This window comes from Candidatus Laterigemmans baculatus (assembly GCF_010367455.1).
Lineage (GTDB): Bacteria > Planctomycetota > Planctomycetia > Pirellulales > Pirellulaceae > Laterigemmans > Laterigemmans baculatus.
The window spans coordinates 17,251-41,443 of the sequence record NZ_WRPR01000047.1; the positions used below are offsets into that span (position 1 = coordinate 17,251).

Genomic DNA, 24,193 nt, shown 5'->3' on the forward strand with positions numbered 1-24,193 from the left:
CATATCAGCCGCCGGGCGCTAGCCCCCGGTTCCCGCAGATTGGCGCGTCCACGCCACCCTCCCGCTTGCGGGAGGGTCGGGCTCTCAGGCCCGGGGAGGGCTGATCGGCAGCTAGCAACCGGTTTCCATGGCCCCATCAGCCGCAACGCGCTAGCGTCCGGTTTCCGCGGCCCCATCAGCCGCAACGCGCTAGCGTCCGGTTTCCGAGAATCCGTATGAGCCGTAGGCGCTAGCCTCGGGCCTCTTCCGGTCCGTGCCGCGGAATAACGTTGCGCTGCAGCGGCGGCCAATCCCCGACCCAATCCGTTCGCCCGCCTGACGGAACCCGCGGCTAGCGCCGTCGGCTCAATCATTCGCAGCCCGACGCGGCCCCCAGCACGACCGCCGCGGCGTGCCCCTGCGGCGTGTGGCTGATGACCAACACCAGCGGCCGGTCGAGCGGCTGGGCTTCGCTCAGCAAACGGACGCGACACTCCGGATCGCGCTCAGCAGCGTTGACCGTCGGCGGCACGACGCGGTGCACGAGGGCCAGCACCGCCGTCACCAGATCGAGCGAGCCGCTCGCTGCTCCGGTATGCCCCAGGGCTGCGATCGGCGCCACCACCGGCAAATCCTCACCGAGCTTTTCCACCGCCGCAGCCTCGGCGGCATCGATTCTCCGGTCCCCCATCGCGTGCGAGACGACCATCCCGAGATCCGACGCGGCCACCCCGGCATCCGCCAACGCCCCAGCGATCGCTTTGCCAATCGCCGCGGAGGACGCGGAGCTTCCATCGCATGAAGGAATGAATCGCACGGCGCTGCCGAGCATCACCGCCAGCGGCCGCACGCCGCGACGACTCGCCGCCGCGTCGCTCTCCAGAATCAAACAGCCCGCTCCTTCGCCGGCGACCACTCCGTCGCGATCGCTCGCCAGAGGCCGACTCGACGCGGCCACGGGGTCGCGGAGCGTGGGGATGCCGAGACCGCTGCGGTAGATCAAGCGGGTCGGGCTGATGCGGGTCCCGGCAGCACCCGTGATGACGCAGTCGGCAATCCCTCGCCGCAACACCGAAGCGCTTTCGATCGCCGCGGCCAGCGCCGACGTATCACCGACGACGAGCGTGTTGTTCGGCCCCAGCGCCCCGACAGCGATTCCCACGTGGCACGCGGCCATGTTCGGCAAATACTTCAGCATCCACAGCGGAAACATGTTCCGCATCGCCGCCTCACCGAATTCTCCCGCCCGAATGTCGCCGCTCGTCACTCCGCACTGCTGCAGCGCTTCGGCCAGCTCCTCCGGCTCCCCCGACATCATCTCCGAGCCAAAGATCGTCGCCACGCGATCCGCCGGCATTTCCGATGGATCCAGCGCGGCATGCTCCATCGCCAATACAGCGGCGGAGAAAGCGGTTTGGATCTCCCGCGACATCACCTTCAGCGCTTTCCGCGGCCGGACGTAAGCGCGGGGATCGTAATCGATTAGCTGGCCGCCAAATCCTACGCGGGCCACCTCACCCGTACCGCCATCGAGCCAGCGGATACCACTCTGTCCGCTGGACATGGCCTGCCAAAACGGCTCGTGCCCGATTCCGAGAGGGCTAACGACGCCGACACCGGTGATGACGACGTCGCGTGAAGCTGTCATGGACAAAGCGGCAGAAGGAGTCAGGAGCGGGTCAAATCGTACGATCGAGGGGGGCGATCAGTATGTCGCGGACGTTTGGAAGAAGGCAACCAGGGCAGCCAGCAGCAGGTTTCTCGGTTCGATGCTTAAATCAGCCGCCACGCGCTAGCGTCCGGTTCTTACTGTGTTTTCGGGAACCGGGGGCTAGCGCCCGGCGGCTGATTCTCAGCTCAACCCGCCGCCGGCTCTCCGCTCATCGGCCGCCGGAACGGGGGCGCCGGATTCGCTCCCTCGCGCGCGGCCCGGGCCTGCGACTCGCGCGATCGCTGCAACAGCTCGCCGATCGCCCCGAGCAAGCTGTCACGGTTCGTCTCCCGGTAGGGCGAATCGGCCGGCAGCCCTTCCATCAACCGCCGGTGCGCTCGACCCAGGTTGTGATAGGGAATGCTCGGGAAGAGGTGGTGCAGCGCGTGATAGCGAGTTCCCACCGGCCCCCACAACTCGGAAATCCAAGCGTGGTTGGGGTAGTTGACCGAGTCGAGCAACTGCTCCTCAAAACCCATTTCCGCACCGTCCCCGGTCCAGCGATGGGCCCCGAGCGTCCGAAGCGCGTTGATCGTCGCGATGGTCACCGAAGTCACGTAGGCCAGCACCCAAAACCAATCGAACCAGGCATCGTGGAGTACCTGAGCGCGAGCAATAAACCACACGCACCACAGGAAGCACAGCACTTCTTGGAAGATGATTGTCCGCCGCACCCGCGGGGTCGCCGGCGGCCGCTGGTAGAAAGGATCGACCACCATCGACGAGGCGTGCCGGTGGACCCAGGTGCGGGCTCCGGGAACGATCCAGCAAATCGGGCTGATCACCGCAAACCGCAAGAATCCCAGGATGGGGATGATCAAATTCTGAGCAATGAAGCCGACGATCCACCACGGCGAGGAATGACTGAGCGCCAAGTACTCCCCGTCATGCTCGGTGCCGTAATGCTTGCGGCGGTGATGATCGACGTGGGTGTAGTACATGAACGAAGGGAGCAGAAAGAAGATCCCACAGAGGGCATTCCAGGCGATCCGGAAACCGGTGAATCCCTCTTTCGGGAGATGCACTAGCTCGTGCGTGAACATCACCGCCCGCATGTACAACACGACGGTCAGCGGAAAAGCCACCGCCTGCAGCGCAATCGCCGCGGTGAAATTCTCCGGGAAGATCTTGTGGGCCAGATAGACCAGGTGAAAGCAGACGTGCCCGGTCAGAATCGTGGCGAGAAAATCCACCCAGTAAATCTTGGGGTTTGGCCGCGTCAGGTCGCTGACCAGCTTACGTGCTTCGACGAACGAAAAACGTTTGGCGACAGGTGCGGATGCGGACATCAGTGAGCCAATAGTGCTTTGAAAGATCAACGGGGGAGAAACCCGAGGCGGCATCGATCGATCGAACCAACCGCCCCCGATTCTGGCTTCCTAGTCCCTAGGATCGGAAAAACAACCCGCCGACGACGGGAAAAAACCGCAGGAAGCCGAAGACGCACCCGAGTGAGGGATCCGGCCTAGCGAATGTCGGCAAGACTCCGGTCGTAGATCCGATGGGTCTTGCTCCGCGTCGCTCCGCCACGTTCGATTGTCCCGCGCGACAGCAAGTTGCTCTCCAGAACCCACGATAGTTCGCCTTGGGTGATTCCGAAAGCTAAAGCTTCATTCATAATCCGCTCGAGCGTGACGAGCCCCAGACCCCACTTTTGGTACTCCGGCAGGACATTCGCGCTGATCAACCGCAGCCGCTTTAAATGCCGGCGTCCGCGCAGCAGCGTCAACCATCCAAAGGGAAACAGCTTGCCGTTGATTTTGCGAATCAGCGGGTTGTAGTCGAGCAGCCCGAAACCAGCACCAATGGGTTTGCCGTCGATCGAGGCGATGCTCGTCAGCGCCGGAACCAGCAGAAACCGCAAAGCCAGACTCTGGTGGTCGATCTCTCGCGGCGACAGCGGCACGCAGCCCCACGTCCCCTCGAGCGAGCGGTTGTAGATGTCCAGAAACAGCTTCACGTCCTCGCGGAACCGCTTCTTGTTCAGCGGCCGCGTGTCGACCCGAAACCGCTCCTTCGCCTGCTGCATGATCCGCTGGACCTTGGGGTCCATCGTCTCGAGATAGGAGACGTCGCAGTGGTAGCAGAACAGGTCTTGGGTTTTCTCCAGCCCAAAACCGGTCAGCAGTTTCTCGTAGTACGGTCGGTTATGGGTAATCATGAACGCCGGCGGGGAATCGAAACCGTCGACCAGCAATCCGCACTCGTAATTCATGCTCGGGTTAGTCGGCCCCCGCAGCGCGGTCATCCCCCGGGAGACCAACCAGCGAGCCGCTTCGCCCATTAGCGCCGCCGCCGCTTCGGGATCGTCGCGGCACTCGAAGAAGCCAAAAAATCCCCGCTTCTCGTTGTAGCGTCGGTTGTGCGCATGGTTGACGATCGCCACCACGCGGCCGACCACCTCCCCCTCGCGAGCCACCAAAAAAGCCGCCGACTCGGCGTCGTCGTAAAACGGATGGCGACGAAAGCCCACCAACTCCTCCTGGTTCCGCCACAGCGGCGGTATCCAGTTCGGGTCGTCGACGTAGATATCCTTTTGAATCTGATTAAAAGCCTTCTGGTCGGCCCGCGTGTGGACTTCCCAAACTCTCAGTGCATCGGCCATCGTATCTTTCACGTCAGCGGTTCGTCCCCGTACGTCAGGCTTTCCAGCCTGACCGCCTTCCGACAATCTGAAATCTCAGATCTCAGGTCTCCAATCCCCATCCCCCGAGCCATCATTCATGCAGTCGCTGTCGATCACCAGTGCCGCCAACCCTCGCTTTCGGGCGGCAGTCCGCCTCCGGCAGGGGCGGGTCCGCCGCCGCGAAGGGCGGTTTCTGGTCGACGGGCGACGGGAGATCAGCCGCGCGATCGCGGCTGGATACGAACTTCTGGAGTTGTACGTCACCACCGATTCCCCATCGGCAGAATCGCTCGGTGCGATCCCGCAATTATGGATCGAGCTTCCGCCATCCATGCTCGACCAGCTCGCCTACGGAGACCGCAATGAGGGAGCCGTCGCCGTGTTCGCCGCCCGCCACCGGACGCTCGACCAGCTGCGACTTCCCGAAAACCCGCTGCTGGTGGTGCTCGATCGCGTGGAGAAGCCAGGCAACATCGGGGCCGTTTTCCGCTCCGCCGACGCTGCGGGAGCGAGCGCCGTGCTCCTCTCCGACTGCGCCGGCGATCTCTTCAATCCCAACTTGATCCGCGCCAGCCTGGGAACCGCCTTCACCACCCCCGCGGCCCAAGCCACGGCGGCGGAAGTCCGCCACTGGCTGCACGCCCGCGGCGTGCGGATGCTCGCCACCCGCGTCGACGCACCCGCCACGCTCTGGGAAACCGACTGGCGAGCTCCGGCGGCAATCGTGATCGGCAGCGAAGCGGAAGGACTTGGCCCCGAGTGGGCGGGCGAAGGAATCAGCGGAGTGCGAATTCCCATGGCCGGAGTCGCGGACAGCCTGAACGCCTCGGTCACCGCCGCCCTCTGCCTGTTCGAAGCCACCCGCCAACGCAACTGAGTACTCAGTACTCCTGCCTCCCGCCTCCTGCCTCCCGCCTCCTGCCTCCTGCCTCCCGCCTCCCGCCTTGCGACGGTCAAAGCCGGCATATTTGTTCAATCCGATCCGTCCGCTCCACCGATACCCAAAAGGGCCAAAGTCCAGCTTGATGCTGGTGGCCATTGCACGGGCTCCTCGCGAGCCGCCTCCGAACCCCCGCAGCGACCGTGTTTCTCGGGGAAGGGCGGGGTCTTCAGCAGTGTCAGGGTATCGCGCATGTACAAGCAGCAGACTTCGCGTCCAGCGACCGTCCGGAGAAGCCGAACCTCCCGCGGCCTGCGCCGCGCCTCGTTAGCTGCCGCCGTGGCCCTGTCCACGATCACCGCCACGGCGACCAGCTCCCGCGCTGCCGATCCGCCGCGAAAAACGTCGCTGGAACCAACGGAACTGCAGCTCGAACTCCTGCCCCCACTGCCGCTCCAAATCGGCCGGCTCGCCCCGGCTCCGACCGCTGCCTCAGAGCCGCGAACCAATCCGCACCTGAGCCGCAGGCCGACTCCCGCGACGCCAGTCCTCCGCACCAATCGACTCGTGGCCGCACCAGGCTCGCCAGCCGAGAACGAATCTCCAGCGGCGATGGTGACCCAAGTAGCAGAGACAGAATCATTGCGGCCGGCCGAACTGCTTCGCCCCGCGGCGACAGTGCTGACGCTCCGCCCCATCTCCACGCCCGAAACCGACTCGCACGACGAACCCGCCAGCCAACTCGCCGGCTTGTCGGGCGAGGCCACCGAAGCCACCTTCGTCACCCCAGCCGTCCCGCCGACGATCCCCGGGGAAGGAGGCTCGTCGGTCGTGCATGCCGCACCACCGGCCGACGCAATCCGCTTCTCGATCTCCGACGACGGCGTTAGCGCCAAAGCGACGCTGCAAAGCGAACCCGCGCTACCCGCTCTCGACTCCGGCAGTGGAGTCGCTCGACTAGCGCCACCTCCCACGTCACCGCGTCCGCGGATCGTGGCAGCACCACTCGACCCCGTCACGCTCGCCCCGGCTCCCGAAAGCCTCGCGCCGCGGCTCAAACCGATGACTGCCACCCCATCCACTGCAAAAGCTACTGCCGCAGCCAAATCCGACGTGACTTCGCGAGCGACAACCCCGACGACTCGAGGCGCGGAAGAGGCACCGGCGGCGATCGTCCGCCGCCCGTCCGCGGCGGTGATCCCGGTCCCAAGGGCCGAAGTTCCCCGACCAGTCGAGCCCCAGCCGGCAGCGAAGCCGGTCCCGAAGCCAGCCCCGAAGTCGGCAGCGGATGTTCCCGCAGTCGCCTCCCGGCCGGCCTCTCCACCAACCTCGAAGCGGTCCCCCGATCGGATCGAGCGAGGCGGATCAAAGCTAGCGACCTCGGCTGCCAGCGACCGTCGCCCCGTGGTGATCGCATCGGCAGCCCCGCCAAGCGACTCGCAGCCTGCCCAGCCCGCCCCGCAGTTGCTGACGGCGAATCGGGCACTCGTGATCGAAGTCCCAGCCAAGACCAAGACCTCCACCAAGACCACGATTTCAAACGACACCACGATTTCGAACGTGTCCTCGGCACGCAGCCAGGCCGCGCCACCGGCGCCCGCCGACCGGCCCGAACCGACGAGCGACTTCGCACTCCCGGCGACCGCGCTGATCGATGCGCCGACCGCCGTCCCAACGCCCGCGCCCTCCGCAGCGACGGCTGCCAAACCCGCCGCTGCGTCTTCGACATTCTCGGAAACCCCGGCTGGCGACTACGAGACGATTCAGCTCCGCACTGCCGAGACGCAACCGCTGACGCCGCGGACCCCGATCCGGCGAGTCGAGCTGGAAAACCGAGAGATCTGTGAAGCGGTGCTGGTCGGTCCTCACAAACTGCTGCTGATCGGCCGCCAAGATGGTGCAACGCGGCTGGCCCTGTGGTCCGGCGACACCGCCACACCGACGCTGTACGAAGTTCGTGTCGGCAGCGATCACCCCATGCCGACCGGCGGGTCGCTGGCGGCGATCGCTCAGCGACTGACCGAGACGATCGCGGCAACGTACCCGCAATGCCACGTTCGCGTGGTCACCGAAGGGGACGGGTTGGCCGTCCATGGTCGAGCCAACAGCCAGGATGCGGCCCGCGCCATCATGCGGCTCGTCCGTCGCGCCTGCCTGACTTCCGTCGATGACAACTTGGAGATCCGTTGATCACAGGGTCCGGTCGATGCTGTGTCGACCGGCAAATGCGACCTGCGCGATTATTGATCTAGAACCCCGTTCGCTGCGGCAGCTCCTGCACGCGGCCGCGTCCAACCGAGGTTGAGCGATGGCGATACGTCGATCCTTATTTTTGTCTCTTGCAGCCGCCGCGATAACGGTCGGGGGCGGAGCCTCGTCTGCCGTGGCTCAACAGGGGCCGACCGCGACACCCCATGAAGTCACCGACGGACTGATCCTCTCGGCCGACGACTTCGCGCTGGCCCCCGGCGAGACGCTCGTCGATGGTGGCCCCGGCGTGACGCTCGCCCCCGAAGCCCACGCCGGTCCTGCCCACGCCGGTCACGGACATCCGCACGGACACGCTCCGCTGTTCCCGCCAGGATCCGAAATGGCGATGGGCATGCCCTGTCCCACCTGCGAACCCGGCCACTACGCCACGGTCGAAGCGATCTACGTCAAGCACGACGAGTCGCGGGGCTTACTCGGAGACGACCTCTTCCTGCGAAGCAACGACTTCGATTACGAGTGGGCCGGGCGGCTGACCCTCGGTCGCCGCTTCGACTGCGTCAACGGCTACGAGTTCGTCTACACCGGGCCACTCGAATGGGAAATGGACGGGACGGCCAATTTCACCACCGTCGACGGCGACGTAGCACTTGCCCAGCGATTCGAAGCCCGCATGAACAGCCTCGAATTCAACCGCACCTACTTCGGCTGGGACGTCGTCAAAGCGACGCACGGGATCCGCGCAGTCTTCTATGAAGAGAACGCGGCCCTCAACCGGGTCACCAATCCTGCGGATGCAATTAATGATTACCAAGCCGCCGAGTCGGTCGACAACTTCTTGATCGGTCCCCAAGCCGGCCTGGAACTGTACTACCCGCTGAGCAACCGCTTCTTCGTCGGCGGCAAACTCCAGGGTGCCGTCTTCGCCAACTTTGTCGAGTCCGACACGTTTGTCGACAGCAACGCGTTCGACAATGTCCGCGACTCACGCGACGACGTCGATATCTCTGGGATGTTCGAGCTCGGCACGAATCTTGGTGTCCACATCACCGAGTCCGTCTCCGCCACAATCGGCTACGACATGTGGTACCTCATCGGAGTCGGCACCTCGCATCACCGGATCCCCGACACGCTGACCTTCCGCGACGTCCGGGCCAACGACGAAGTCTTCATGCACGGCGCCACCGCCGGCATTCAAGTCCAGTACTAGGCTCGCAAGTCCAGTACTAGGCTCGGCAGCCAACGGCACACCTCCTTCACCCTCCTCCCAGGAGGGCCGGGCTGGGATGGTGAAAACTTTCTCGTGAGTGAGTTGAAGCTGTTCCGTCAAAGACATCACCCTCCCCCCGGGAGGGTCGGGCTCTCAGGCCCGGGGAGGGCCAACTCCTGGCGACGAAATCCCCGCTCATCAGCCACTACCCAAACAGCTAACAGCTAACAGCTAACAGCGAACCAGCTAACAGCTAACAGCTAACAGCTAACAGCTAACAGCTAACAGCTAACAGCTAACAGCTAACAGCTAACCAGCTAACCAGCTAACCAGCTAACCAGCTAACCAGCTAACCAGCTAACAGCTAACAGCTAACAGCGAATCAGCTCCCCGGCCCCGGCCCCGGCCCCCGGTCCCGCCGCTGTTTCTGCAATCGCAGCACCCACTGTTTCCACGAACCGGGATCCGGCCCATTGCTGGATTCCGGTTTTTCGTAGCCCTCGATGCGATTCTCCGTCACTCGGGGGCGGGCGTAGCTCAGCGGCCGACGACACGCGCGGCAGTAGCACGGCGGCTTGCTGACCTTGCTGCCGCATTCCGGACAACTGTATTCGACGCTCGAACGCGCCGCGGCGGCGAACAATCCGCCCACTTCCGCAGCGGGAAACCAAGCGCTTTCGTCCTTGCGGACCAGCGTCGCCGGGGTCACCACGTGGTCGCGGACCAGCCCCAACAGATCCGAGGCTTTAAACGGACCGACGGTCTCTTCACCGTCTCGATAGAACCACTGCGGCATGTCGAAAGTGCTGAGGAAAAAACCTTCGGATCATCACCCTCCCCCCGGGAGGATCGGGCTCTCAGGCCCGGGGAGGGCCAGCAGAACGCACCCCCCCTCTTTTTTTTTAACACTAGCACACCCCAGAGGGGAGACAGTTTCAGATCGATTCGATGTGCAGACTCCGGCGGCGGCGTTCCTTGCGGCGGATGTCGTCGACCAGCCCGGCCACGCGGTGCACGTCGCTGATCCCCCGCATCGTCAGCACCGGGTGGCTGCGATCGCTGCTATCAATCCGGATCGATCCGATCCCAAACATCCGCTGCACCGGCCCTTGCTCGTAGCTGACGTCGTTGATGTCGATCACTTCGATTCGGTCGGTGCGGCGGCTGAGAATCCCGGTCTGATGGATGAACCGCTGCGTCGTCAGCTGATAGTGGACTCCCAACCGGCGGGCGGCGTACACCGAAGCGACGATCGCCCACAGCACCACGACCGCGATCAACGTGACCAGCCAAGGCAGTTCGGGAACCATCACCGTGGCGACGATCGCGGCCACGGTCAGCAGCAGGCACAGAATCCAGGTTCCCACCATCGCCTTGGGACTGTAGCCCCCCTGCCACAGCGTCTCCTCGGACTCCTCCTCCAAGCCCCCCTCACGGCTCGACTTGACCCGCTGATCGAAACGCTCCCGAGCCGACTCGTCGACGCCGTCCGGCCCAGCCGCTCGTGGGGCAGGTTCGTTTTTCCGCGGTGCCATCGGCCCTTCAGGTTCGGTTCCGGCGAAGGCCTCGGCACCGCGGCGGTCATCTTGGTCGTCGATCATCAAAACGTTCCGGATCTGGAGCAGGAATGCGGGAGTCGCCGCGAGCGGCATTTTAGCCGGACGCCGACCGCGGGATGTGTTCGTCAAACGCCGAGCGCACTACTATATCGGTCTACCGCCGAAGCGTCATTTCCACCCGGCGTTTTCCCCGAAACCGGACCACCAGGATGCGATGTCCGTTCTGCCACGTCGACAATGATCGCGTGATGGATACCCGTGCGATGGAAGACGGCTACGTCATCCGCCGCCGCCGTCACTGCAATTCGTGCCATCGCCGCTTTTCCACCTTCGAGCGGATGGAGCGGATCGCGATCCGAGTCGTCAAACGCGACCACAATCGCGAGCCCTTCAACCCCGAGAAACTCCGCAGCGGAATCGAGCGGGCCTGCTGGAAACGACCCGTCTCGACCGAACGGATCCAGGAACTGACCCAGCGAATCGAAAGCACGATCTACGAGAAATTTGAAGTCGAAGTCCCCAGCGAGCAGATCGGCGAAATCGTCATGCAGCACCTCTCGGAAATCGACGAAGTCGCCTACATCCGCTTCGCCAGCGTCTACCGAGCCTTCGGCAACGCCCAAGACTTCATCCGAGAGATCAGCCCCTACCTCCCCCTCACCAAACGCTAAGCCACCGCGCCCCATACATCAGGCTGCCGCACGTCAGGCTTTCCAGCCCGACCCGTGCGTCACCATCGTTCAACGGCAAGCCAAAGGCGACAGCGCTTCTCCCCCCTCCCTGACTTCAGCGCAGCGGTACTCGTACTCAGCGAAGCGGTACTCGTACTCAGCGCAGCGGTACTCGTACTCAGCACAGCAGTACTCGTACTCAGCGAAGCGGTACTCGAGAAAACCGTGGTTAGGCCCCCAACGCAGCCGCTGGTGTTCGAGTACGAGTACGAGTACCGCCGCAAGCGGCTGAGTACGAGTACGAGCACGATTCTCAACGCTCCCCCACCACTCCCTTCCGTGCTTTTCCGTGTCCTTCCGTGGCCCCCTGCCCCCTGCCACCTGCCACCTGCTATCTGCTACCAGCTACCGGCTACCGGCTACCGGCTACCGGCTACCGGCTACCGGCTACCGGCTACCGGCTAATGCTGATAAAGCGGCATGTGGCGGTAATAAACCTCCAAGCAGTAGATCGCAAAACAAGTCGTATACAGCCGCCCGCCGGTCCCTCCCCAGCGATCTTTCTGCGGCGCCCAACTTCCCACTTCGCGGCCGCTGCGCACCTGAGCCGTTGGCAACTGGCTCCGCATCGCTTCGTTCCACAGCCGCCACGGCTCGCCGCCGTAGTGATGCAGCATCTGCGTCGCGTAATACCAGTAGTAAAAATCGGGCTCGTAGATATCGAAGTTGTAGTCGGTGACCAGCGACTCGGCGCACAACTGCATCTCCGGCCGCTCGCGCTCCCAGCCCAAATACTGGCGGCAGAGCATCCCCTCGGCCGTCATCGCTTGCGAGGGTCCGTTGCCCGGCTGGTAGGCGTAGGCCGCCCCGTCGTAGTGCTGCACCGAGTCGAGATAGTAGCCGACCTTCCGCAGCACCTCGTCGCTGACCTCCAGCCCTCCGGCTCGGCCGCTTTGCAAGGCCATCATGAACCAGCCGGTGACCGACGTGTCGGCATCCCGCCGCGGTTCGTAACGCCAGCCGCCGAGCGAACTCTGGCTCCACTCGGCATACTCGATCGCCCGCTGCGCCGGTCCGTGCAACCACGAATCGCCGGTCATCGCATACAACTCGCAGATCGCGATCGTCGCCTGAGCTTGCGAATAGAGTTGCTGATGAGGGGGAAAGCCTTGCCCACGACGACTTCCGCGGCTCCCGCCGCCTCCGCCGCCCACGCGCCCGATGCCTCCTCCGCCTCCTCCGCCTCCCATGCCTCCCATGCCTCCCATGCCTCCAGCGCCGCCTCCACCGGTGTGCCCAAACGCCCCGTCGCGGCCTTGCTGAGCGACCAGCCATTCGGCAGCCGCCTTGACCGTCTCGCGATACTCACCCGTTTGGTGCGTGTTGCCGTTGCCTTGAAAGGCCAGCAGCGCCATCGCCGTCGCTGCGATCCGGTTCTCGGCAAAGGCCCCATCTTCGTACGGTCCGCTCAGACTCCAGGCGCCGCTGGAAAGCTGTTGACGCTTGAGCCACTCGAGCCCGAGCTGCACGGCCGCTTCGGTTTCCGCCGTTCCGCCGTAAGCAGAGAGCAAGGTCTGTTTCGTCGAGCCTGAGCGGCCACTGAGCATCCCTTCGGTTGGCAGGCTGACCGCCGCCACCTCCGCCTGCACCGGCACCATCTGCTCGATCAGCGCGTCGGCCACGATCTGTTCCTGCGGAATTTCCACCAGCTCTTCGGTCACTTCCGCAGCGTCGCTCGGCGCGGCCTCGCCGATCTCCGGCTCGACCATCGCCAGCTCGAACGACTCGAGCGCCTCGCCTTCATCCGCCGACTGACCCACCTCCAAGACAATCGTCGTCATCTTTTCGCCGACCGGGGAAGTCAGCAGGGCCAACAGCAACAGGGCGGCCAAGTGCAGGACGAGGCTGATCAACCACGCCGGCGCTTCCCGCTCGACCTGAAGCGAGTCATCCTCCTCCGCCTGGGCCGCTCGCGCACGCCAAGCCGACACCCGCTCGGGAATGGGGAATTGCCCCCGCCAGAGAAAGCCGCGTGCCGAGCCGACCCCCGAAGCCGCGGGTGGGGGCAGGGGAGCGCCTGCTCCGAAATCGCCCTCAACGCCTGCGGCACTTCCAGCCCCTGCGGCGTTTCCTGGTTCTATCGACTTCGGGGCGCGTCGAGCCGAACGGCTCGCGGCCGCCTGGGGAGCCCGCTGCGCCGTCTCCGAGCCGGGCGGAGGAGGAGGCGGCAAAGGGCTCGCTGGAGGTTTCGCTGCGGGCGGTTTTGGGACTCCCTCCGCCCCCGGCAGCGCTCCCGAGCCGGGCGGCTCCCCGGAGCGCGGAGGAGGTGGAGGAGGCGGAGGTCCAGGCGAACCGCTCGGCACTTGCGGCAGCGGCGGCCGATCGGACGATCCGCCCGCGTCGGCGTCGAAGTGCGAAAGCGACAACGAAGGGAACCCCCGAGTGCGAAACTCTTTAGGAAGTGGACCACCGACCGCCCCGCCGCGGGCAACCGGCGCGAGACTCAGCCGACCTTTCCATTATGAGGCCCGCAAGCGGCAAACTGTCAATGTTCTCTCGGCAATCCGCTCCCCCGTCCGTCAGGCTTTCCAGCCCGACCCTCCTCCTATCTCTCCCCGCCCCCCCTTCGTGCTCTTCGTGCCCTTCGTGGTACCTCTCGCCCCCAGGCTCTCAAAGAAAGGCGAGAACTCGCCAAGATTGGGTTGACACCCAGCGGCTTCCGGCCGATATTACTCCCTAACACCGCGGGGTGGAGCAGCCAGGTAGCTCGCGAGGCTCATAACCTCGAGGTCGCAGGTTCGAATCCTGTCCCCGCAACTTGAGAGTCGCCTTTCGCTCCGCGAAAGTAGCGGCGTTCCGAACTAGCCGATGTGTGGCCACAAGCCAAACATCGGCTTTTTTCGTGCAAAAACCGCACTTTCAGCCCCCCAGCCACCTCTCCCCGCCCTCGCGCCCCACAGCGCCAAACCCCCGAAATCCGCCCCTCCCACGGGGGATCAGGCGAAAAAACTCTCGCCTCTCTCACAGGTTATGGGATTTTCGCGCTCTCGCGCGCGAGCGCGAAACGCCCGGAAATCGGGCAGTTCGGCTGCACGGGTTATGACCTGCCGCAGAGTGCCGGCACCGGCCGCACCCGGTTTAAACGGCGCCGATCCGAGAGCCAGCACCCGCTCCGCGGCGCGATCCCCCCACTTGGTTTGACGCCGCACAGCGAACCGGGGAGAATACCTGCGATGCGTGCAATCTGAGCGGAAAAGACAGCGACCACGCATTGATCGTGGCCAGTCGCAGACGGAATCGATACCTCCAGCGTGTGCACCGTAGCCAACTGAATTGAGTGAGGCTCAAACCTTCAATCCGGAATTTGATACCGTATTCCGAGCGCTGTCGGAACGTTTGCATCGCTTCACGTCCAGCGACCAGTGCGGACGCTGGAACTCTGCAGTCGTCGATGACTTGGTCCGTGACTCGACCTTCCTCCGAGCTGCTGAGCAGATACACGAAGTCGCAATCCGCACCTGCTTTCCGCGCATCCCCCCGGTCACTGACGGAGTCGGAGTCCTCGGTGTTGGTATTAAACTAGGGGAATCAATCTGGGTCGACTGTCAGCTTTGGCTTCTCGCGGGCGAGGCTGGGCGACACAGCCATTCGGCATCACCCTCGCGTTTCACCGTCTCAAGAACAAGCGGCAACCGAGATGACTACAACGCTTCGTTTGGTTGTGGACTGCGTGAAGTGAATGGCCAGTTTCTATATCCGCAAACCGACAACAACAACGGCCGCCTTGATCGTCCGCCCAAAACTCCCGAAGGCTGGGCTTTCTGGTACACCAGAACCTACGGCGACTCGTCGCTTTCCGACTGGCTGATGAGCCGAAGGCGTCAACGCAAATGATCGGGACAAGATCTGCAAGTTCGCCTGAGCCTGCGTCGAAGGAACCTCGATCAATGACCGACCTCCGCGGGTTCGCAATCTGCCTTATCGCCATTTGCAGTTTCGCAACGCTCGCTTGGCTGATGACGGCGATCCCGTTCTTTGTTGCGACACGAGAGCATGACCGATACGTTGACACTGTTTTCATGCCTTTCGCGGAGCTGCGCGCTGATTTCTTAAGCAACGGATTCGGAGTTTACATCCTCGAATTTCGACCGCATTCGGACTTAAGCGACGACAACGTTGACCAACTTTTATTGCTAAACGACCTTCCACGGAAATATGATCTCACAGTGTTGATTGAGACCGAAATGGTTACAGATGCGTCTGTTGACACACTCGCACAACTTTCGTGTGTGGATTCGCTATTTGTGGACAAGTCTGGCATGACTCCCGAAGGAGTGGGCAAACTCAAGTCGCTGCTGCCCACGAACACGGTTTCGCACTATACTTGGGAAAACCCGGATCACGAATAGCGCTCCCGACTGGCGGCCTGCAGCCCTTGGGGGAGGTGACTAACTCAGCTACCGCGGGCGATCCGTCCCGCCAGCGTCTTCCTGGCTGCTCGCTCCTAATTGACGTTAGATGATTGATGAACGTGACTATCGTCGACGGGGATCTGCTCGAGCAGGATGTTGACGTGATCGTCAACGCTTGGAACCGGAACGTCATTCCATGGTGGCTGCTGATTCCTCAGGGCGTTTCGGGAGCGATCAAGAGGCGGGGCGTTCTCCAGCCGTTTCGCGAACTCGGGCGTCTCGGCGCGCTTCCCCTCGGCCAAGCCGTCGAAACGACCGCCGGGAAACTTCCGTTCAAGGCGATCATCCACGTCGCCGGAATCAACTTGCTCTGGCGATCCTCAGAGCGGTCGGTCCGCGACTCCGTTCGCAATGCGATCGCGTTAGCTAAGGACCGTGGATACCGTTCGATCGCCATGCCTTTGATTGGTGCGGGCTCAGGGGGCGGGAAACCAGAAAGAATCCATTCAATCATCGAAGACGAACTGACTCGCTGTGATTTCGACGGCGAGGTCAGAATCGTCCGGTACCGCAAATAGGACGCACGAGCCATGCGTTGCCACTCGATCCGATTCGATCTGCTCTTCGACGCCAGTGAGCACTGGCGCTCCGGACGATGCCCCTGGACCTTTTTCGCGTACCCCACCAGCCTCGCAGACGACCTTGGGCTACCACCAGACGATGCCGCATGCCGGCTTCTTGCGACGCTTCAAAATCACGGAATCGACGTTGCTATCTGGTCAAACGGTCCCATCGAGAACACGACCTACTTCGCATGCCGGCAGGAAGACCTACAGCGGCTAGATCACGTGTTGCAGGAACTGGGATCCGGCGGGGTGATGGAGACTGGCTTTCTAGGAAAGCTATCGAGTCGCCTGTTCGCCTCTCTGGACGAGGGGGATGAACTACACTCTTTCGCTGCTCCTCCAGATTAGAATCCGGTTCGCGAGATTGAAGCCATGCTCCGCTGGGAAGTCGCCCACTCCGACCTACTCGATGCCTCCGCTGCCGGTTTACTCTGCTCCGCCAATCCGAACCTGAATCTCTCCGGTGGCGTGGGCGGTGCATTTTCGCTCCGATTTGGCGGGGCGATGCAGTCGTTTCTCCACGAATACCTACGCAGCAACGGGCTTCGGCATATTGAGCCTGGCAATGCAGTCGTAGCGCCGTCGTGCGGGTCCCCGTTCGCTGCCGTCGCCCATGCAGTAGCAATCGATGCGTTCTATGACACCACAACCGACCTGGTTCTGCGCACGTACGACAGTGCCATCCGGGTGCTCGCCGATCGTGGATGCTCCACAATTGCAGCCGCGTGCCTTGGATGTGGGTACGGCCGCATGTCCGATGCAGATTTCGCCGTCGTTGCAGAAGAACTGTTCACGCGGTCCTACCCTGGCGTGGAGCGAGTGACACTCATGACAACGAATGCACACCTGTTCGAAGCCATCCGAAAAATAGCGGCCGACGCCGGCGCATGATGGGCTGTGCTGTGAACATCACTATGGATCCCACTCTCGAATTTCTGTGGTCACGACATAACGCTCGAGGTCTGCCGATACCGGCAGCGGACTGGGCAATACGCCTGCTAGAGGACGGCGTGGAATCTGAGAGCATACTTCAACTCACGGATCGGAACCTCCATTGGCAGGACGAACGCCGACTGATCGGCAAGGTTCTTCAAGAGCTCCGCAAGGAAGACCTGTTGGAGGTAAGTAGGCTACGCTCCGCTTACGAAAAAGAGAGCATTTCCGAGTATTTTTGCGGAGCAATCGATGGCTGGACGCTGATCACTCGTGGTTGCGATCTGTTCTACGATGACGAGGATGATAATCCTGGCCGGATCTTCTGGATTCGACTTGCCGGGGACGCCGACGAGCACGGCGGACAAGGAATCTGCCTCCAGTACCCCTTCGCGGGGCGTGACTTCGATACCGTACTTAAGGAGGCGCTTGTGATGTCGGGTCGTCCGCTTCCGAACCAGAGTTGATATACCCGCGGACCGAACGGTGGCGAACTCACGACGCTCGATCAAATAGATGCCAAGTTCAGCGGCCGCACCTTCGCCCAAACCAGCGGTGATGACGACACAGCTCAAAGTTCGGCGACACAAACCCGGGACGCCGTCTCTCGTTTTCGCATAGATAACCCAGGGGAGACGCGAGATCTCGCGTCCGCTTCCGAGGTTCTCTGTGCGGGGCGTTCCGATCAGCTCTCCGCCTGATTCGCGTACTCCGGTGCACGCGATTAGTTACGCCAACGCGTTAATCGAACTCAGTCCATGATGGGCACAAGTCGGCCATTCCGAACAGGACCGATACCTGAAAAGCCTCGCCCAGTATCTATTGCCCATATTTCATCCCCTGGGCTAATCTCATCCCAAGGGATGTATCCGTCACGACAGGTTTTCTGAAAGTCAGGGTCGTCTCTGTGCACTACAACCCAGCCAGCGTTATAGATGCGATACTGAAGCATGCGACATTCAGCCGGGTGAGAGTCGATCCATTGGATGCATGCAGTTCGACAGGCCGGGCAATGATACCCTAGCCACCCATATCCATGGGGGAATTCGCTCTCGCGAGCGCGGGTGAATGACTCGGAGTGTCGTAAATCAACAGGTTGATGGCCCGAGCCAACCAGTAGCGGAGCATCGTGCACGTCGCACCAATGGAGGCACGGACCAATATCGTTCACATCGCTCGGAGCGTCCGGGTATCTCGCTATGAACCGCGCCCACAACATTTCTTGCCAGTACCGCAGTCGATCGAATCTCACCGGTTCATCGGAGAGCTTGACGAGGGAACGAGCGAACTTGCGGAACTTTACTGGGCCGCAGAAATCGAGGAACCGGACACGCAGATCGCTCGGCGTCATGTGGAGTGGCCAGATTCTCAGGCGTAACGGTAGCGGTAACCGGGCGGCGGCCAAGAAGCGGTGCTTTCCAGACTCCGCCCCGCCTCCCGGGTTCACCGCGTTGTCCTGGCGGGTTGTGGAATCCGTAGCTACTCAGCATCCTAGCACGAAGGTTTCAACCGCGAACAGAAATCAGCAAATCTGCAATCCGGTCGCGAAGCAAGAACGAGGCGATATGAAAGGAAACAAGGACGGACACAGTGACCAACAATCGATGACGACGAGCGGCTAGCGCGAGCACGACACCATAGAGGGCGAACTGGCCGAAATACATGATGTACGCGGCCACATTCTCGGATCGAAGCAGAATGCGAACCGGGCGATGAAGCGGAAACAGTAGATCGTCGGCGAAACCATCCCCATGTCCAAACGCGTGCGAAATCACCGCCAATACCATCGCCACCGGGGTCGCGAGGACTCCGAATAGGCCCGGCCACCACCACCGCTCGGGGATGTCGGGATCTGAGGATTTGATCTTGGTGCTAGCTTCGTACGGATTTCGCATGCAGTGTTTTCGCGGCAACTACTCCGCGCCAGAACGGCAGGCATCACCGAGGACGCGAAGAAGGCTACGCGTTGGCAGACCGCGCAATTCGCGTCCTTCGGTGCATGTCATCGTTCGTCGTTGATTTGTTTCCGACCGACGATCTCGAAGAGTTCTTCATCGATCCTGTTTCGGACGATCACTTCTTGCCTATGCGGAACGAGTGCACCTTCGAAGTCCCGCTTCGCGCAAAAGCTCTCCTTCTCATCTCGCAGTCGCTCGAGCTCGCTAAGCAGTTTCGTGAGTTCAGGCGAGCCTGGGCAGTATCGAGCAATTATTGCTCGGTCATCATCAATCAGATACCCCCGTTCTTCCATCGCCTCAGCGATCGCGTCGAGGCACGGAGAATCCAGGGCATCTTCAAGGGATCGTACGTCAACTCAACATTGCGAATGAATTTGTCCGGACGATAAAAGATCGTGATCTCGAGAGGCCGGTGGGGGAACAGCCGGCGGAACAATTTGCCGACCATCGAACACGGATTGGGAACCGGGAGCATAACGCGAACAGTATCTCCAACGGTTCCAGCATTGACCTCTTGCCTCCGCAGAGACTCCGTTATTGCCACCGGGTCCCACGTCGCATCGGCGGGCACGTGGTACATTATCAAGGCTCTCTAGACGACGAACGGCACCGATAACGCGGCCACCGCCCATAGTTGTTGTGCAAGCGCGCGGTCATCGGCGGCTCGCGTTCATCGGATCGTTATCCGCCCGTTTGTGGTTATTTCGGCGGGGAAAGGCTTGCATGGACCTCTTCCGCCACATCCGCGACCATTGCATCAGGCGACTCCCGCAGCATGTCGATCTCTGATTTCAATTCTTTTTGAATCCAGGGAACCACTTCAGGGTTTGTCTTGACGCCATCAGCCAACGCCCTTAAGCCCTCGAGCTGTTTCTCCGGATCAGGCTGCTGGAGAGTCGCACGAGCGCTTTCGGTCACGAACCAAGTCACGGCTTCACCGTCGACCTGAATGTCGACACGGTTGGGCAGGTCCGAAGCCCAAGCAACGATGCGGACGACACCCCAGGTGCTGATGCCGAGAAGCAAGCACATCGCGGCGGAAGCGATGATCAGCAGGCGTTTCGTTTTGGTCGTCATCGTCACCAGCTAAGTGCATAAACTGAATTCAGTCGGATACCGTCTTTATCACCGGTCCGACCGGCAAGAATGGGGTACCGGCGTCTATTCTCGCCGTATCCGCGGGGGCTGTTTTCGCCGGTAGACAATGTCGCGTCCGTATCTATTTTCGCCGAATCACACACCCGGGGTCAACTGCGAGGGCCGTGGCACCATTTGCCAGGGCGGAGCGCGGACGGGTTGATGCGTCCCACTCTCTGACGTCGACACTTTTCGCCTCTCGGATGAGGCGGGGAATTTGTGGGGCGCCATTTCCCGACTTTGCATAGATAACCCAAGGGGAGACGCGAGAGTTCGCGTCCACTCCTGAGGTTCTCTGTGCGGGGTGTTCCGATCAGCTCTCGTCCTTCCTTGCCCGCTTCGGGGCCGGCCAATCCTGCCGCGGCTCGTTTGCAGTCGATCGCTGTCGTTTTGCTCCGCGGGATGCTGCGGTTGCGGGAGTCGGCGGATGTGCCGGCTTGCTCGGAACCGACTTCTGAAAATCTCGCCGACTCTTTACCCGAGCCGCCTGAGCTCGGGCGGCGGGCACGGCTCTCTGTGTCTCACGACGTTCCCGCTCGCACCGGGAACGGACACACCCTCTCAACTTCGTGAGACACACCATGCACCACGAAACCCGCCGCCGCGCAATCGCTACGCTGCTCGCCCGCTCCCTGTCGCGAGCCCAACTGCAGCCTCCCCGCGGCAAAGCTGTGAAACCGGCGAGTCACAGCGGTCCAATCCAGTGCGCCACCGAACCTCGGGCTCCGCAACCGGCACACGCCAAGCCAACAGGAGGTAGCCAGTGAGCCCGCACGTTGCCACCGCGGTCGCCGAACTGCGAGACATGTCGGTCAACCAGCTCGCCGGCCGGTATGAAGCCGTCTTCAATGAACCGTGCCGCAGCCGCAACAAACAGTACCTCCTGCGCCGCATCGCTTGGCGACTGCAAGCGAACGATGAAGGCGGACTCTCCCGGGCCGCGCTGGAACGAGCCGCCCGGCTGGCCGCCGGTGCCGATGTGCGACTCACGGCACCGCGGGCCGAAGCTGCCACTCCCGCACCGAAGTCGAATCCGCGACCGTTCAAAGACTGGGATCCCCAACTGCCGCCCCCCAAAAGCCCCCTCGAACGCGAGTACAAGGGGCGGGTGATCCGCGTGGTGGTCCTGCAGGATGGCTTTCTCTACGAGAACCAGCACTTCAGCTCACTCTCGGCCGTCGCCAAAGCGGTGAACCGCCAGCAAAGGAGTGCCAAAAATGCCATGCACTTGTCGCCTGCGGATACGCCAATTGTCCCGAGTGTGGCCATCCATTCCCGCCGCCGGAGCGTGAGTCCCATGACGCCCGAGCCAGCGAGGCCGGTGTGCTATCTGGCGAAGTCACAGACACCGAGTATGAGGTGATCGACACGATCTACCGCATTCATCGCAAACGCGACGCCGATGAAGACGCGCCGCGGTGCCTGCGGGTGGATTATGTGATCGGGCTGGATCACTGGCAGAGCGAATTCATCTGCATCGAGCACACCGGCTACGCACGCCGCAAAGCTGAAGCCTAGTGGCGGGACCGCTGCCTCGATCCGTGTCCGGACAACGCCGAAGAGGCACTCGAACTGGCTGAAGCCGGACTGCTGGCCCTCTCAGAGCGGATCACGGTGCGGAGCATCAGCGGTCAGAAATACGACCGGATCATCAGCCACGCACTCGCACAGATCCCAAATGCAGCACGCGAGGAGTGCCCGTTTTGACGCTCGGCGTGCGTGAGCAAGTAGCGATCTATCGCCGGCAAGGATGGTACTGCGTGCCGCTTCGCCCGCGGTCCAAGATGCCCGTCCGCGCCGACTGGCCAAACCTCCGGATCGAAGCGGACGCGATCAATGCCGAGTTCTCGCCCAAAGACAACGTGGGGCTAATTCTCGGCGAACCGTCCGGCTGGCTCGTCGATGTCGACCTCGACTGCCAGGAAGCGGTCGCGCTGGCGGACCAGTACCTGCCGGCGACACCCGCCATCACCGGTCGGCCGTCCGCTGGCGACTCGCATCGCTGGAACATCGCCGCGGGAGCGACGACCGAGAAACATACCGATCCATACGATGGGTCAATGATCGTCGAATTGCGGTCGACCGGCGCCCAGACCGTCGTTGGCCCAAGTATGCACCCCGACGGCGAACCGTACGACGTGCTCGAAGCGGAACCGGCGACCGTTCCGGCCCCGATGCTCGCTGCCTGCGTCCGGGCGCTGGCCTGGGCCGTCGTTGCAAAGCGCCAACCCAGCCGCGCCGCCCAATCCACCCCCGGGCATTCCCCCGCGTCGCCGCCACACGCGGCCGGTGGCGGCCCGGACGTCGAGAACCGGGCGGTCGCCTACCTCAACGCGATGCCCCCGGCAATCGCCGGCAGTGGCGGTCACTCGCAAACCTACGCAGCCGCGACGGCACTGGTCCACGGCTTCGGCGTCGAACCGGCCCGGGCGATGGAACTGCTCTCGCAGTATTACAACCCTCGCTGTGACCCGCCGTGGTCCGAAAAAGAGCTGCAGCACAAGATTACCCAAGCGGCGACCAAACCCCACGACCGACCATTCGGTTGGTTGCGCGACGAAGGGCACACCCACACCGAGGAGCTTGTCGACCTCAGTCGGTTTCAGCTCGCTCCCAAAGCGGCCGCGACCGCAACGGTCATTGAACCGGAAACACCGCCCGACGTTGTCCCCGATCCTGGACAACTTCCCGAGCGACTATTTGAGGTCCCCGGATTCGTGCGCCGCGTGATGGACTTCACGCTCGCCAACGCTCCGTACCCCAACGTGGGACTCGCGTTCTGCGGCGCGATGGCGCTGCAATCGTTCCTGGCCGGACGCAAGGTCTGCACCCGCGGCGACCTGCGAACCAATCTGTATCTGCTGGCGCTGGCGAGCAGCGGTACCGGCAAGGAGTTTCCGCGTAAAGTCAACTCGCAGGTGCTCTTTCAGATCGGCTTGGCCGCATCGCTCGGCGACAAATTCGCGTCCGGCGAGGGCATCCAGGACGCCCTGGTCCGCACCGGCCGGATGCTCTTTCAGAACGACGAAATGGACGGTGTGCTCCGGCAGATCAACCCGGACCGCGAGAACAGCCGCGAATCGATCCCAAACATTCTCCTGACCCTCTACACGTCCGCCGGCGATGTGTACCCAGTGCGAGTGAAGGCGAACCAGAAGGAAGCGATCCACGTCGATCAGCCCCACCTGACGCTGTTCGGCACGGCAACGCCACAATACTTCTATGAAGCGCTCTCGAAGCGGATGCTCACCAACGGCTTCTTCGCGCGGCTCAACATCATCGACGTCGGCAAACGCGGCTCTGGCCAGTCACCTGGCTCGGCTCGCAACCTTCCGGAGGCGATCCTGGAGACCGCGAAGTGGTGGGCCGATTTCGAGCCCGGAACGGGCAATTTCCTCAACTTCCACCCCAAGCCGCTGGTCGTCGAATTCACTCCGGACGCCGCTGCGGAGATCGAAGACCTCCGACGACAAACCGAGGTTGAATACGACAAAGCCGAAGCGGCCGGCGACGAGGTCGCTCGCACCGCCTGGAGCCGAACCTGCGAACACGCCACCAAGCTTGCGCTGATCTACGCCTGCAGCGAGAACCACCTCGAGCCGCAAATCGGCATGCCAGCAGTCGAGTGGGCGAACGAATTCGCGATGCACCAGACCCGCCGGCAGCTCTACCTCGCATCGATCCACGTCGCCGAGAACCCGTTCCACGCCGAGTGTCTGAAGCTCGTCAAGCGGCTTTCCGAACATCCCGATCGGCGAATGCAGCGACGGCAATTGATGCGGGCCATGAAGCTGAGAGCCGGCGACTTCGACCAGATCGTCGGAACGCTCGTGCAGCAGGGTGATCTGGAACCCGTCGTGATCGAAACCGCCACCCGTCCGGCCCAGGGATACCAGCTAACATGCCCCGCCTAATCCGTCACCAATCCGTCACCATGTGTCACCGCCGGGGGACGTTTCTCGGACCCAATCCGGCCGTTTTGCCCTCGAAACCGGCGAATCCGTCCCAATGTGTCACCACGTCCGGTGACGGATCTCCAGAGCAGAAAAGATCGTAAATATAAAGGAAAAACTCTCTTTTCTATGTATGTGTCCCCCTGTCACGCCCACACCCCCGCGATGCGCATTCGCACGCGTAAGGGGGCAGTGGGACGGATCTCGGGTGACGGATCTCCCAAGTGCCAGAGTGGCGATTCCCTCAGTGCCAGCCTGGCACCCCCCGAGTGCCACTCTGTCGGGAGTGCCACACTGGCAGACGCCTCGCCGCCGACGATTAGATACTTT

21 protein-coding genes and 1 tRNA gene are annotated in these 24,193 nt (G+C 62.6%); 14 read left to right on the forward strand and 8 right to left on the reverse strand.

Annotation, left to right across the window (positions count from 1 at the left end):
- Nucleotides 1-349 precede the first annotated feature (349 nt).
- The 3 genes from GNK13_RS10675 to GNK13_RS10685 form a co-directional block, all read right to left on the reverse strand.
- Nucleotides 350-1,627: a beta-ketoacyl-[acyl-carrier-protein] synthase family protein gene (locus GNK13_RS10675; protein ID WP_164102511.1), complete on the reverse strand. Its 1,278-nt coding sequence runs from the start codon at nucleotides 1,625-1,627 to the stop codon at nucleotides 350-352.
- A gap of 209 nt (nucleotides 1,628-1,836) precedes the next feature.
- Entirely contained in the window at nucleotides 1,837-2,979 is a 1,143-nt protein-coding gene (locus GNK13_RS10680; protein ID WP_164102512.1) for a fatty acid desaturase family protein, read from the reverse strand.
- A gap of 176 nt (nucleotides 2,980-3,155) precedes the next feature.
- Entirely contained in the window at nucleotides 3,156-4,295 is a 1,140-nt protein-coding gene (locus tag GNK13_RS10685) for an N-acetyltransferase (protein ID WP_164102543.1), read from the reverse strand.
- Nucleotides 4,296-4,413: 118 nt separating this feature from the next.
- On the opposite strand from GNK13_RS10685, the gene GNK13_RS10690 reads away from it, so the two are divergent.
- The 3 genes from GNK13_RS10690 to GNK13_RS10700 all read left to right on the forward strand — a co-directional run bounded on the left by GNK13_RS10690 (nucleotide 4,414) and on the right by GNK13_RS10700 (nucleotide 8,614).
- On the forward strand, nucleotides 4,414-5,193 hold the full coding sequence (locus GNK13_RS10690; protein WP_164102513.1) for a TrmH family RNA methyltransferase: 780 nt from the start codon (nucleotides 4,414-4,416) through the stop codon (nucleotides 5,191-5,193).
- 342 nt (nucleotides 5,194-5,535) lie between these two features.
- Nucleotides 5,536-7,386, forward strand: a complete 1,851-nt coding sequence (locus tag GNK13_RS10695) for a pilus assembly protein N-terminal domain-containing protein (RefSeq protein ID WP_164102514.1) — start codon at nucleotides 5,536-5,538, stop codon at nucleotides 7,384-7,386.
- 118 nt (nucleotides 7,387-7,504) lie between these two features.
- On the forward strand, nucleotides 7,505-8,614 hold the full coding sequence (locus GNK13_RS10700; protein ID WP_164102515.1) for a hypothetical protein: 1,110 nt from the start codon (nucleotides 7,505-7,507) through the stop codon (nucleotides 8,612-8,614).
- A gap of 382 nt (nucleotides 8,615-8,996) precedes the next feature.
- Here the strand turns inward: GNK13_RS10700 and GNK13_RS10705 are convergent, their stop codons facing one another.
- Entirely contained in the window at nucleotides 8,997-9,410 is a 414-nt protein-coding gene (locus GNK13_RS10705) for a DUF4339 domain-containing protein (RefSeq protein ID WP_164102516.1), read from the reverse strand.
- 139 nt (nucleotides 9,411-9,549) lie between these two features.
- The gene (locus tag GNK13_RS10710) at nucleotides 9,550-10,215 is read right to left on the reverse strand and encodes a PH domain-containing protein (protein ID WP_164102517.1); all 666 of its coding nucleotides are present in this window, start codon (nucleotides 10,213-10,215) and stop codon (nucleotides 9,550-9,552) included.
- A 167-nt stretch (nucleotides 10,216-10,382) separates the two neighbouring features.
- Here GNK13_RS10710 and nrdR point away from each other — a divergent pair, with 167 nt between their 5' ends.
- Nucleotides 10,383-10,844, forward strand: coding sequence for a transcriptional regulator NrdR (gene nrdR / locus GNK13_RS10715; RefSeq protein WP_164102518.1), 462 nt, complete (start codon nucleotides 10,383-10,385; stop codon nucleotides 10,842-10,844).
- A 461-nt stretch (nucleotides 10,845-11,305) separates the two neighbouring features.
- Here nrdR and GNK13_RS10720 read toward each other — a convergent pair whose 3' ends face one another.
- Entirely contained in the window at nucleotides 11,306-12,835 is a 1,530-nt protein-coding gene (locus tag GNK13_RS10720; RefSeq protein ID WP_164102519.1) for a prenyltransferase/squalene oxidase repeat-containing protein, read from the reverse strand.
- Nucleotides 12,836-13,587: 752 nt separating this feature from the next.
- On the opposite strand from GNK13_RS10720, the gene GNK13_RS10725 reads away from it, so the two are divergent.
- The 6 genes from GNK13_RS10725 (at nucleotide 13,588) to GNK13_RS10750 (ending at nucleotide 17,282) form a co-directional block, all read left to right on the forward strand.
- A tRNA-Met gene (locus GNK13_RS10725) sits at nucleotides 13,588-13,661 on the forward strand.
- Between the two features lie 516 nt (nucleotides 13,662-14,177).
- Complete coding sequence (locus tag GNK13_RS10730) at nucleotides 14,178-14,738, forward strand: hypothetical protein (protein WP_164102520.1); 561 nt, start codon at nucleotides 14,178-14,180, stop codon at nucleotides 14,736-14,738.
- Between the two features lie 53 nt (nucleotides 14,739-14,791).
- A complete protein-coding gene (locus GNK13_RS10735; RefSeq protein ID WP_164102521.1) occupies nucleotides 14,792-15,253 on the forward strand; it encodes a hypothetical protein in 462 nt (153 codons plus the stop codon).
- A 116-nt stretch (nucleotides 15,254-15,369) separates the two neighbouring features.
- Nucleotides 15,370-15,834 carry a macro domain-containing protein gene (locus tag GNK13_RS10740; RefSeq protein WP_164102522.1) on the forward strand — a complete coding sequence of 155 codons (465 nt, stop codon included), beginning with the start codon at nucleotides 15,370-15,372 and terminating at the stop codon, nucleotides 15,832-15,834.
- A 420-nt stretch (nucleotides 15,835-16,254) separates the two neighbouring features.
- Entirely contained in the window at nucleotides 16,255-16,773 is a 519-nt protein-coding gene (locus tag GNK13_RS10745; protein WP_164102523.1) for a macro domain-containing protein, read from the forward strand.
- An 11-nt stretch (nucleotides 16,774-16,784) separates the two neighbouring features.
- The gene (locus tag GNK13_RS10750; protein ID WP_203545354.1) at nucleotides 16,785-17,282 is read left to right on the forward strand and encodes a hypothetical protein; all 498 of its coding nucleotides are present in this window, start codon (nucleotides 16,785-16,787) and stop codon (nucleotides 17,280-17,282) included.
- Nucleotides 17,283-18,320: 1,038 nt separating this feature from the next.
- On the opposite strand, the gene GNK13_RS10755 is transcribed toward GNK13_RS10750, so the two are convergent.
- Entirely contained in the window at nucleotides 18,321-18,710 is a 390-nt protein-coding gene (locus GNK13_RS10755; protein WP_164102525.1) for a hypothetical protein, read from the reverse strand.
- A gap of 104 nt (nucleotides 18,711-18,814) precedes the next feature.
- On the opposite strand from GNK13_RS10755, the gene GNK13_RS10760 reads away from it, so the two are divergent.
- Entirely contained in the window at nucleotides 18,815-19,162 is a 348-nt protein-coding gene (locus GNK13_RS10760; RefSeq protein ID WP_164102526.1) for a hypothetical protein, read from the forward strand.
- A 310-nt stretch (nucleotides 19,163-19,472) separates the two neighbouring features.
- On the opposite strand, the gene GNK13_RS10765 is transcribed toward GNK13_RS10760, so the two are convergent.
- Complete coding sequence (locus GNK13_RS10765; protein ID WP_203329022.1) at nucleotides 19,473-19,850, reverse strand: hypothetical protein; 378 nt, start codon at nucleotides 19,848-19,850, stop codon at nucleotides 19,473-19,475.
- 823 nt (nucleotides 19,851-20,673) lie between these two features.
- Here GNK13_RS10765 and GNK13_RS10770 point away from each other — a divergent pair.
- The 3 genes from GNK13_RS10770 (at nucleotide 20,674) to GNK13_RS10780 (ending at nucleotide 23,824) form a co-directional block, all read left to right on the forward strand.
- Complete coding sequence (locus GNK13_RS10770) at nucleotides 20,674-21,273, forward strand: DUF2924 domain-containing protein (RefSeq protein WP_164102528.1); 600 nt, start codon at nucleotides 20,674-20,676, stop codon at nucleotides 21,271-21,273.
- Nucleotides 21,270-21,428, forward strand: a complete 159-nt coding sequence (locus GNK13_RS10775; protein ID WP_164102529.1) for a hypothetical protein — start codon at nucleotides 21,270-21,272, stop codon at nucleotides 21,426-21,428. The genes GNK13_RS10770 and GNK13_RS10775 overlap by 4 nt, the downstream gene beginning before the upstream one ends.
- 176 nt (nucleotides 21,429-21,604) lie before the next feature.
- A complete protein-coding gene (locus GNK13_RS10780; protein WP_164102530.1) occupies nucleotides 21,605-23,824 on the forward strand; it encodes a bifunctional DNA primase/polymerase in 2,220 nt (739 codons plus the stop codon).
- The last annotated feature ends 369 nt before the right edge of the window (nucleotides 23,825-24,193 follow it).

Excerpts from the sequence above, each read along its gene's own strand:
- GNK13_RS10760 (WP_164102526.1), top strand. The coding sequence starts at position 18,815 with ATGTCATCGTTCGTCGTTGATTTGTTTCCGACCGACGATCTCGAAGAG.
- GNK13_RS10685 (WP_164102543.1), bottom strand. The coding sequence starts at position 4,295 with ATGGCCGATGCACTGAGAGTTTGGGAAGTCCACACGCGGGCCGACCAG.
- GNK13_RS10690 (WP_164102513.1), top strand. The coding sequence starts at position 4,414 with ATGCAGTCGCTGTCGATCACCAGTGCCGCCAACCCTCGCTTTCGGGCG.
- GNK13_RS10755 (WP_164102525.1), bottom strand. The coding sequence starts at position 18,710 with ATGCGAAATCCGTACGAAGCTAGCACCAAGATCAAATCCTCAGATCCC.
- GNK13_RS10765 (WP_203329022.1), bottom strand. The coding sequence starts at position 19,850 with ATGACGACCAAAACGAAACGCCTGCTGATCATCGCTTCCGCCGCGATG.
- GNK13_RS10680 (WP_164102512.1), bottom strand. The coding sequence starts at position 2,979 with ATGTCCGCATCCGCACCTGTCGCCAAACGTTTTTCGTTCGTCGAAGCA.
- GNK13_RS10710 (WP_164102517.1), bottom strand. The coding sequence starts at position 10,215 with ATGATCGACGACCAAGATGACCGCCGCGGTGCCGAGGCCTTCGCCGGA.
- GNK13_RS10675 (WP_164102511.1), bottom strand. The coding sequence starts at position 1,627 with ATGACAGCTTCACGCGACGTCGTCATCACCGGTGTCGGCGTCGTTAGC.
- GNK13_RS10745 (WP_164102523.1), top strand. The coding sequence starts at position 16,255 with ATGCTCCGCTGGGAAGTCGCCCACTCCGACCTACTCGATGCCTCCGCT.
- GNK13_RS10735 (WP_164102521.1), top strand. The coding sequence starts at position 14,792 with ATGACCGACCTCCGCGGGTTCGCAATCTGCCTTATCGCCATTTGCAGT.
- GNK13_RS10700 (WP_164102515.1), top strand. The coding sequence starts at position 7,505 with ATGGCGATACGTCGATCCTTATTTTTGTCTCTTGCAGCCGCCGCGATA.
- GNK13_RS10740 (WP_164102522.1), top strand. The coding sequence starts at position 15,370 with ATGAACGTGACTATCGTCGACGGGGATCTGCTCGAGCAGGATGTTGAC.
- GNK13_RS10705 (WP_164102516.1), bottom strand. The coding sequence starts at position 9,410 with ATGCCGCAGTGGTTCTATCGAGACGGTGAAGAGACCGTCGGTCCGTTT.
- nrdR (WP_164102518.1), top strand. The coding sequence starts at position 10,383 with ATGCGATGTCCGTTCTGCCACGTCGACAATGATCGCGTGATGGATACC.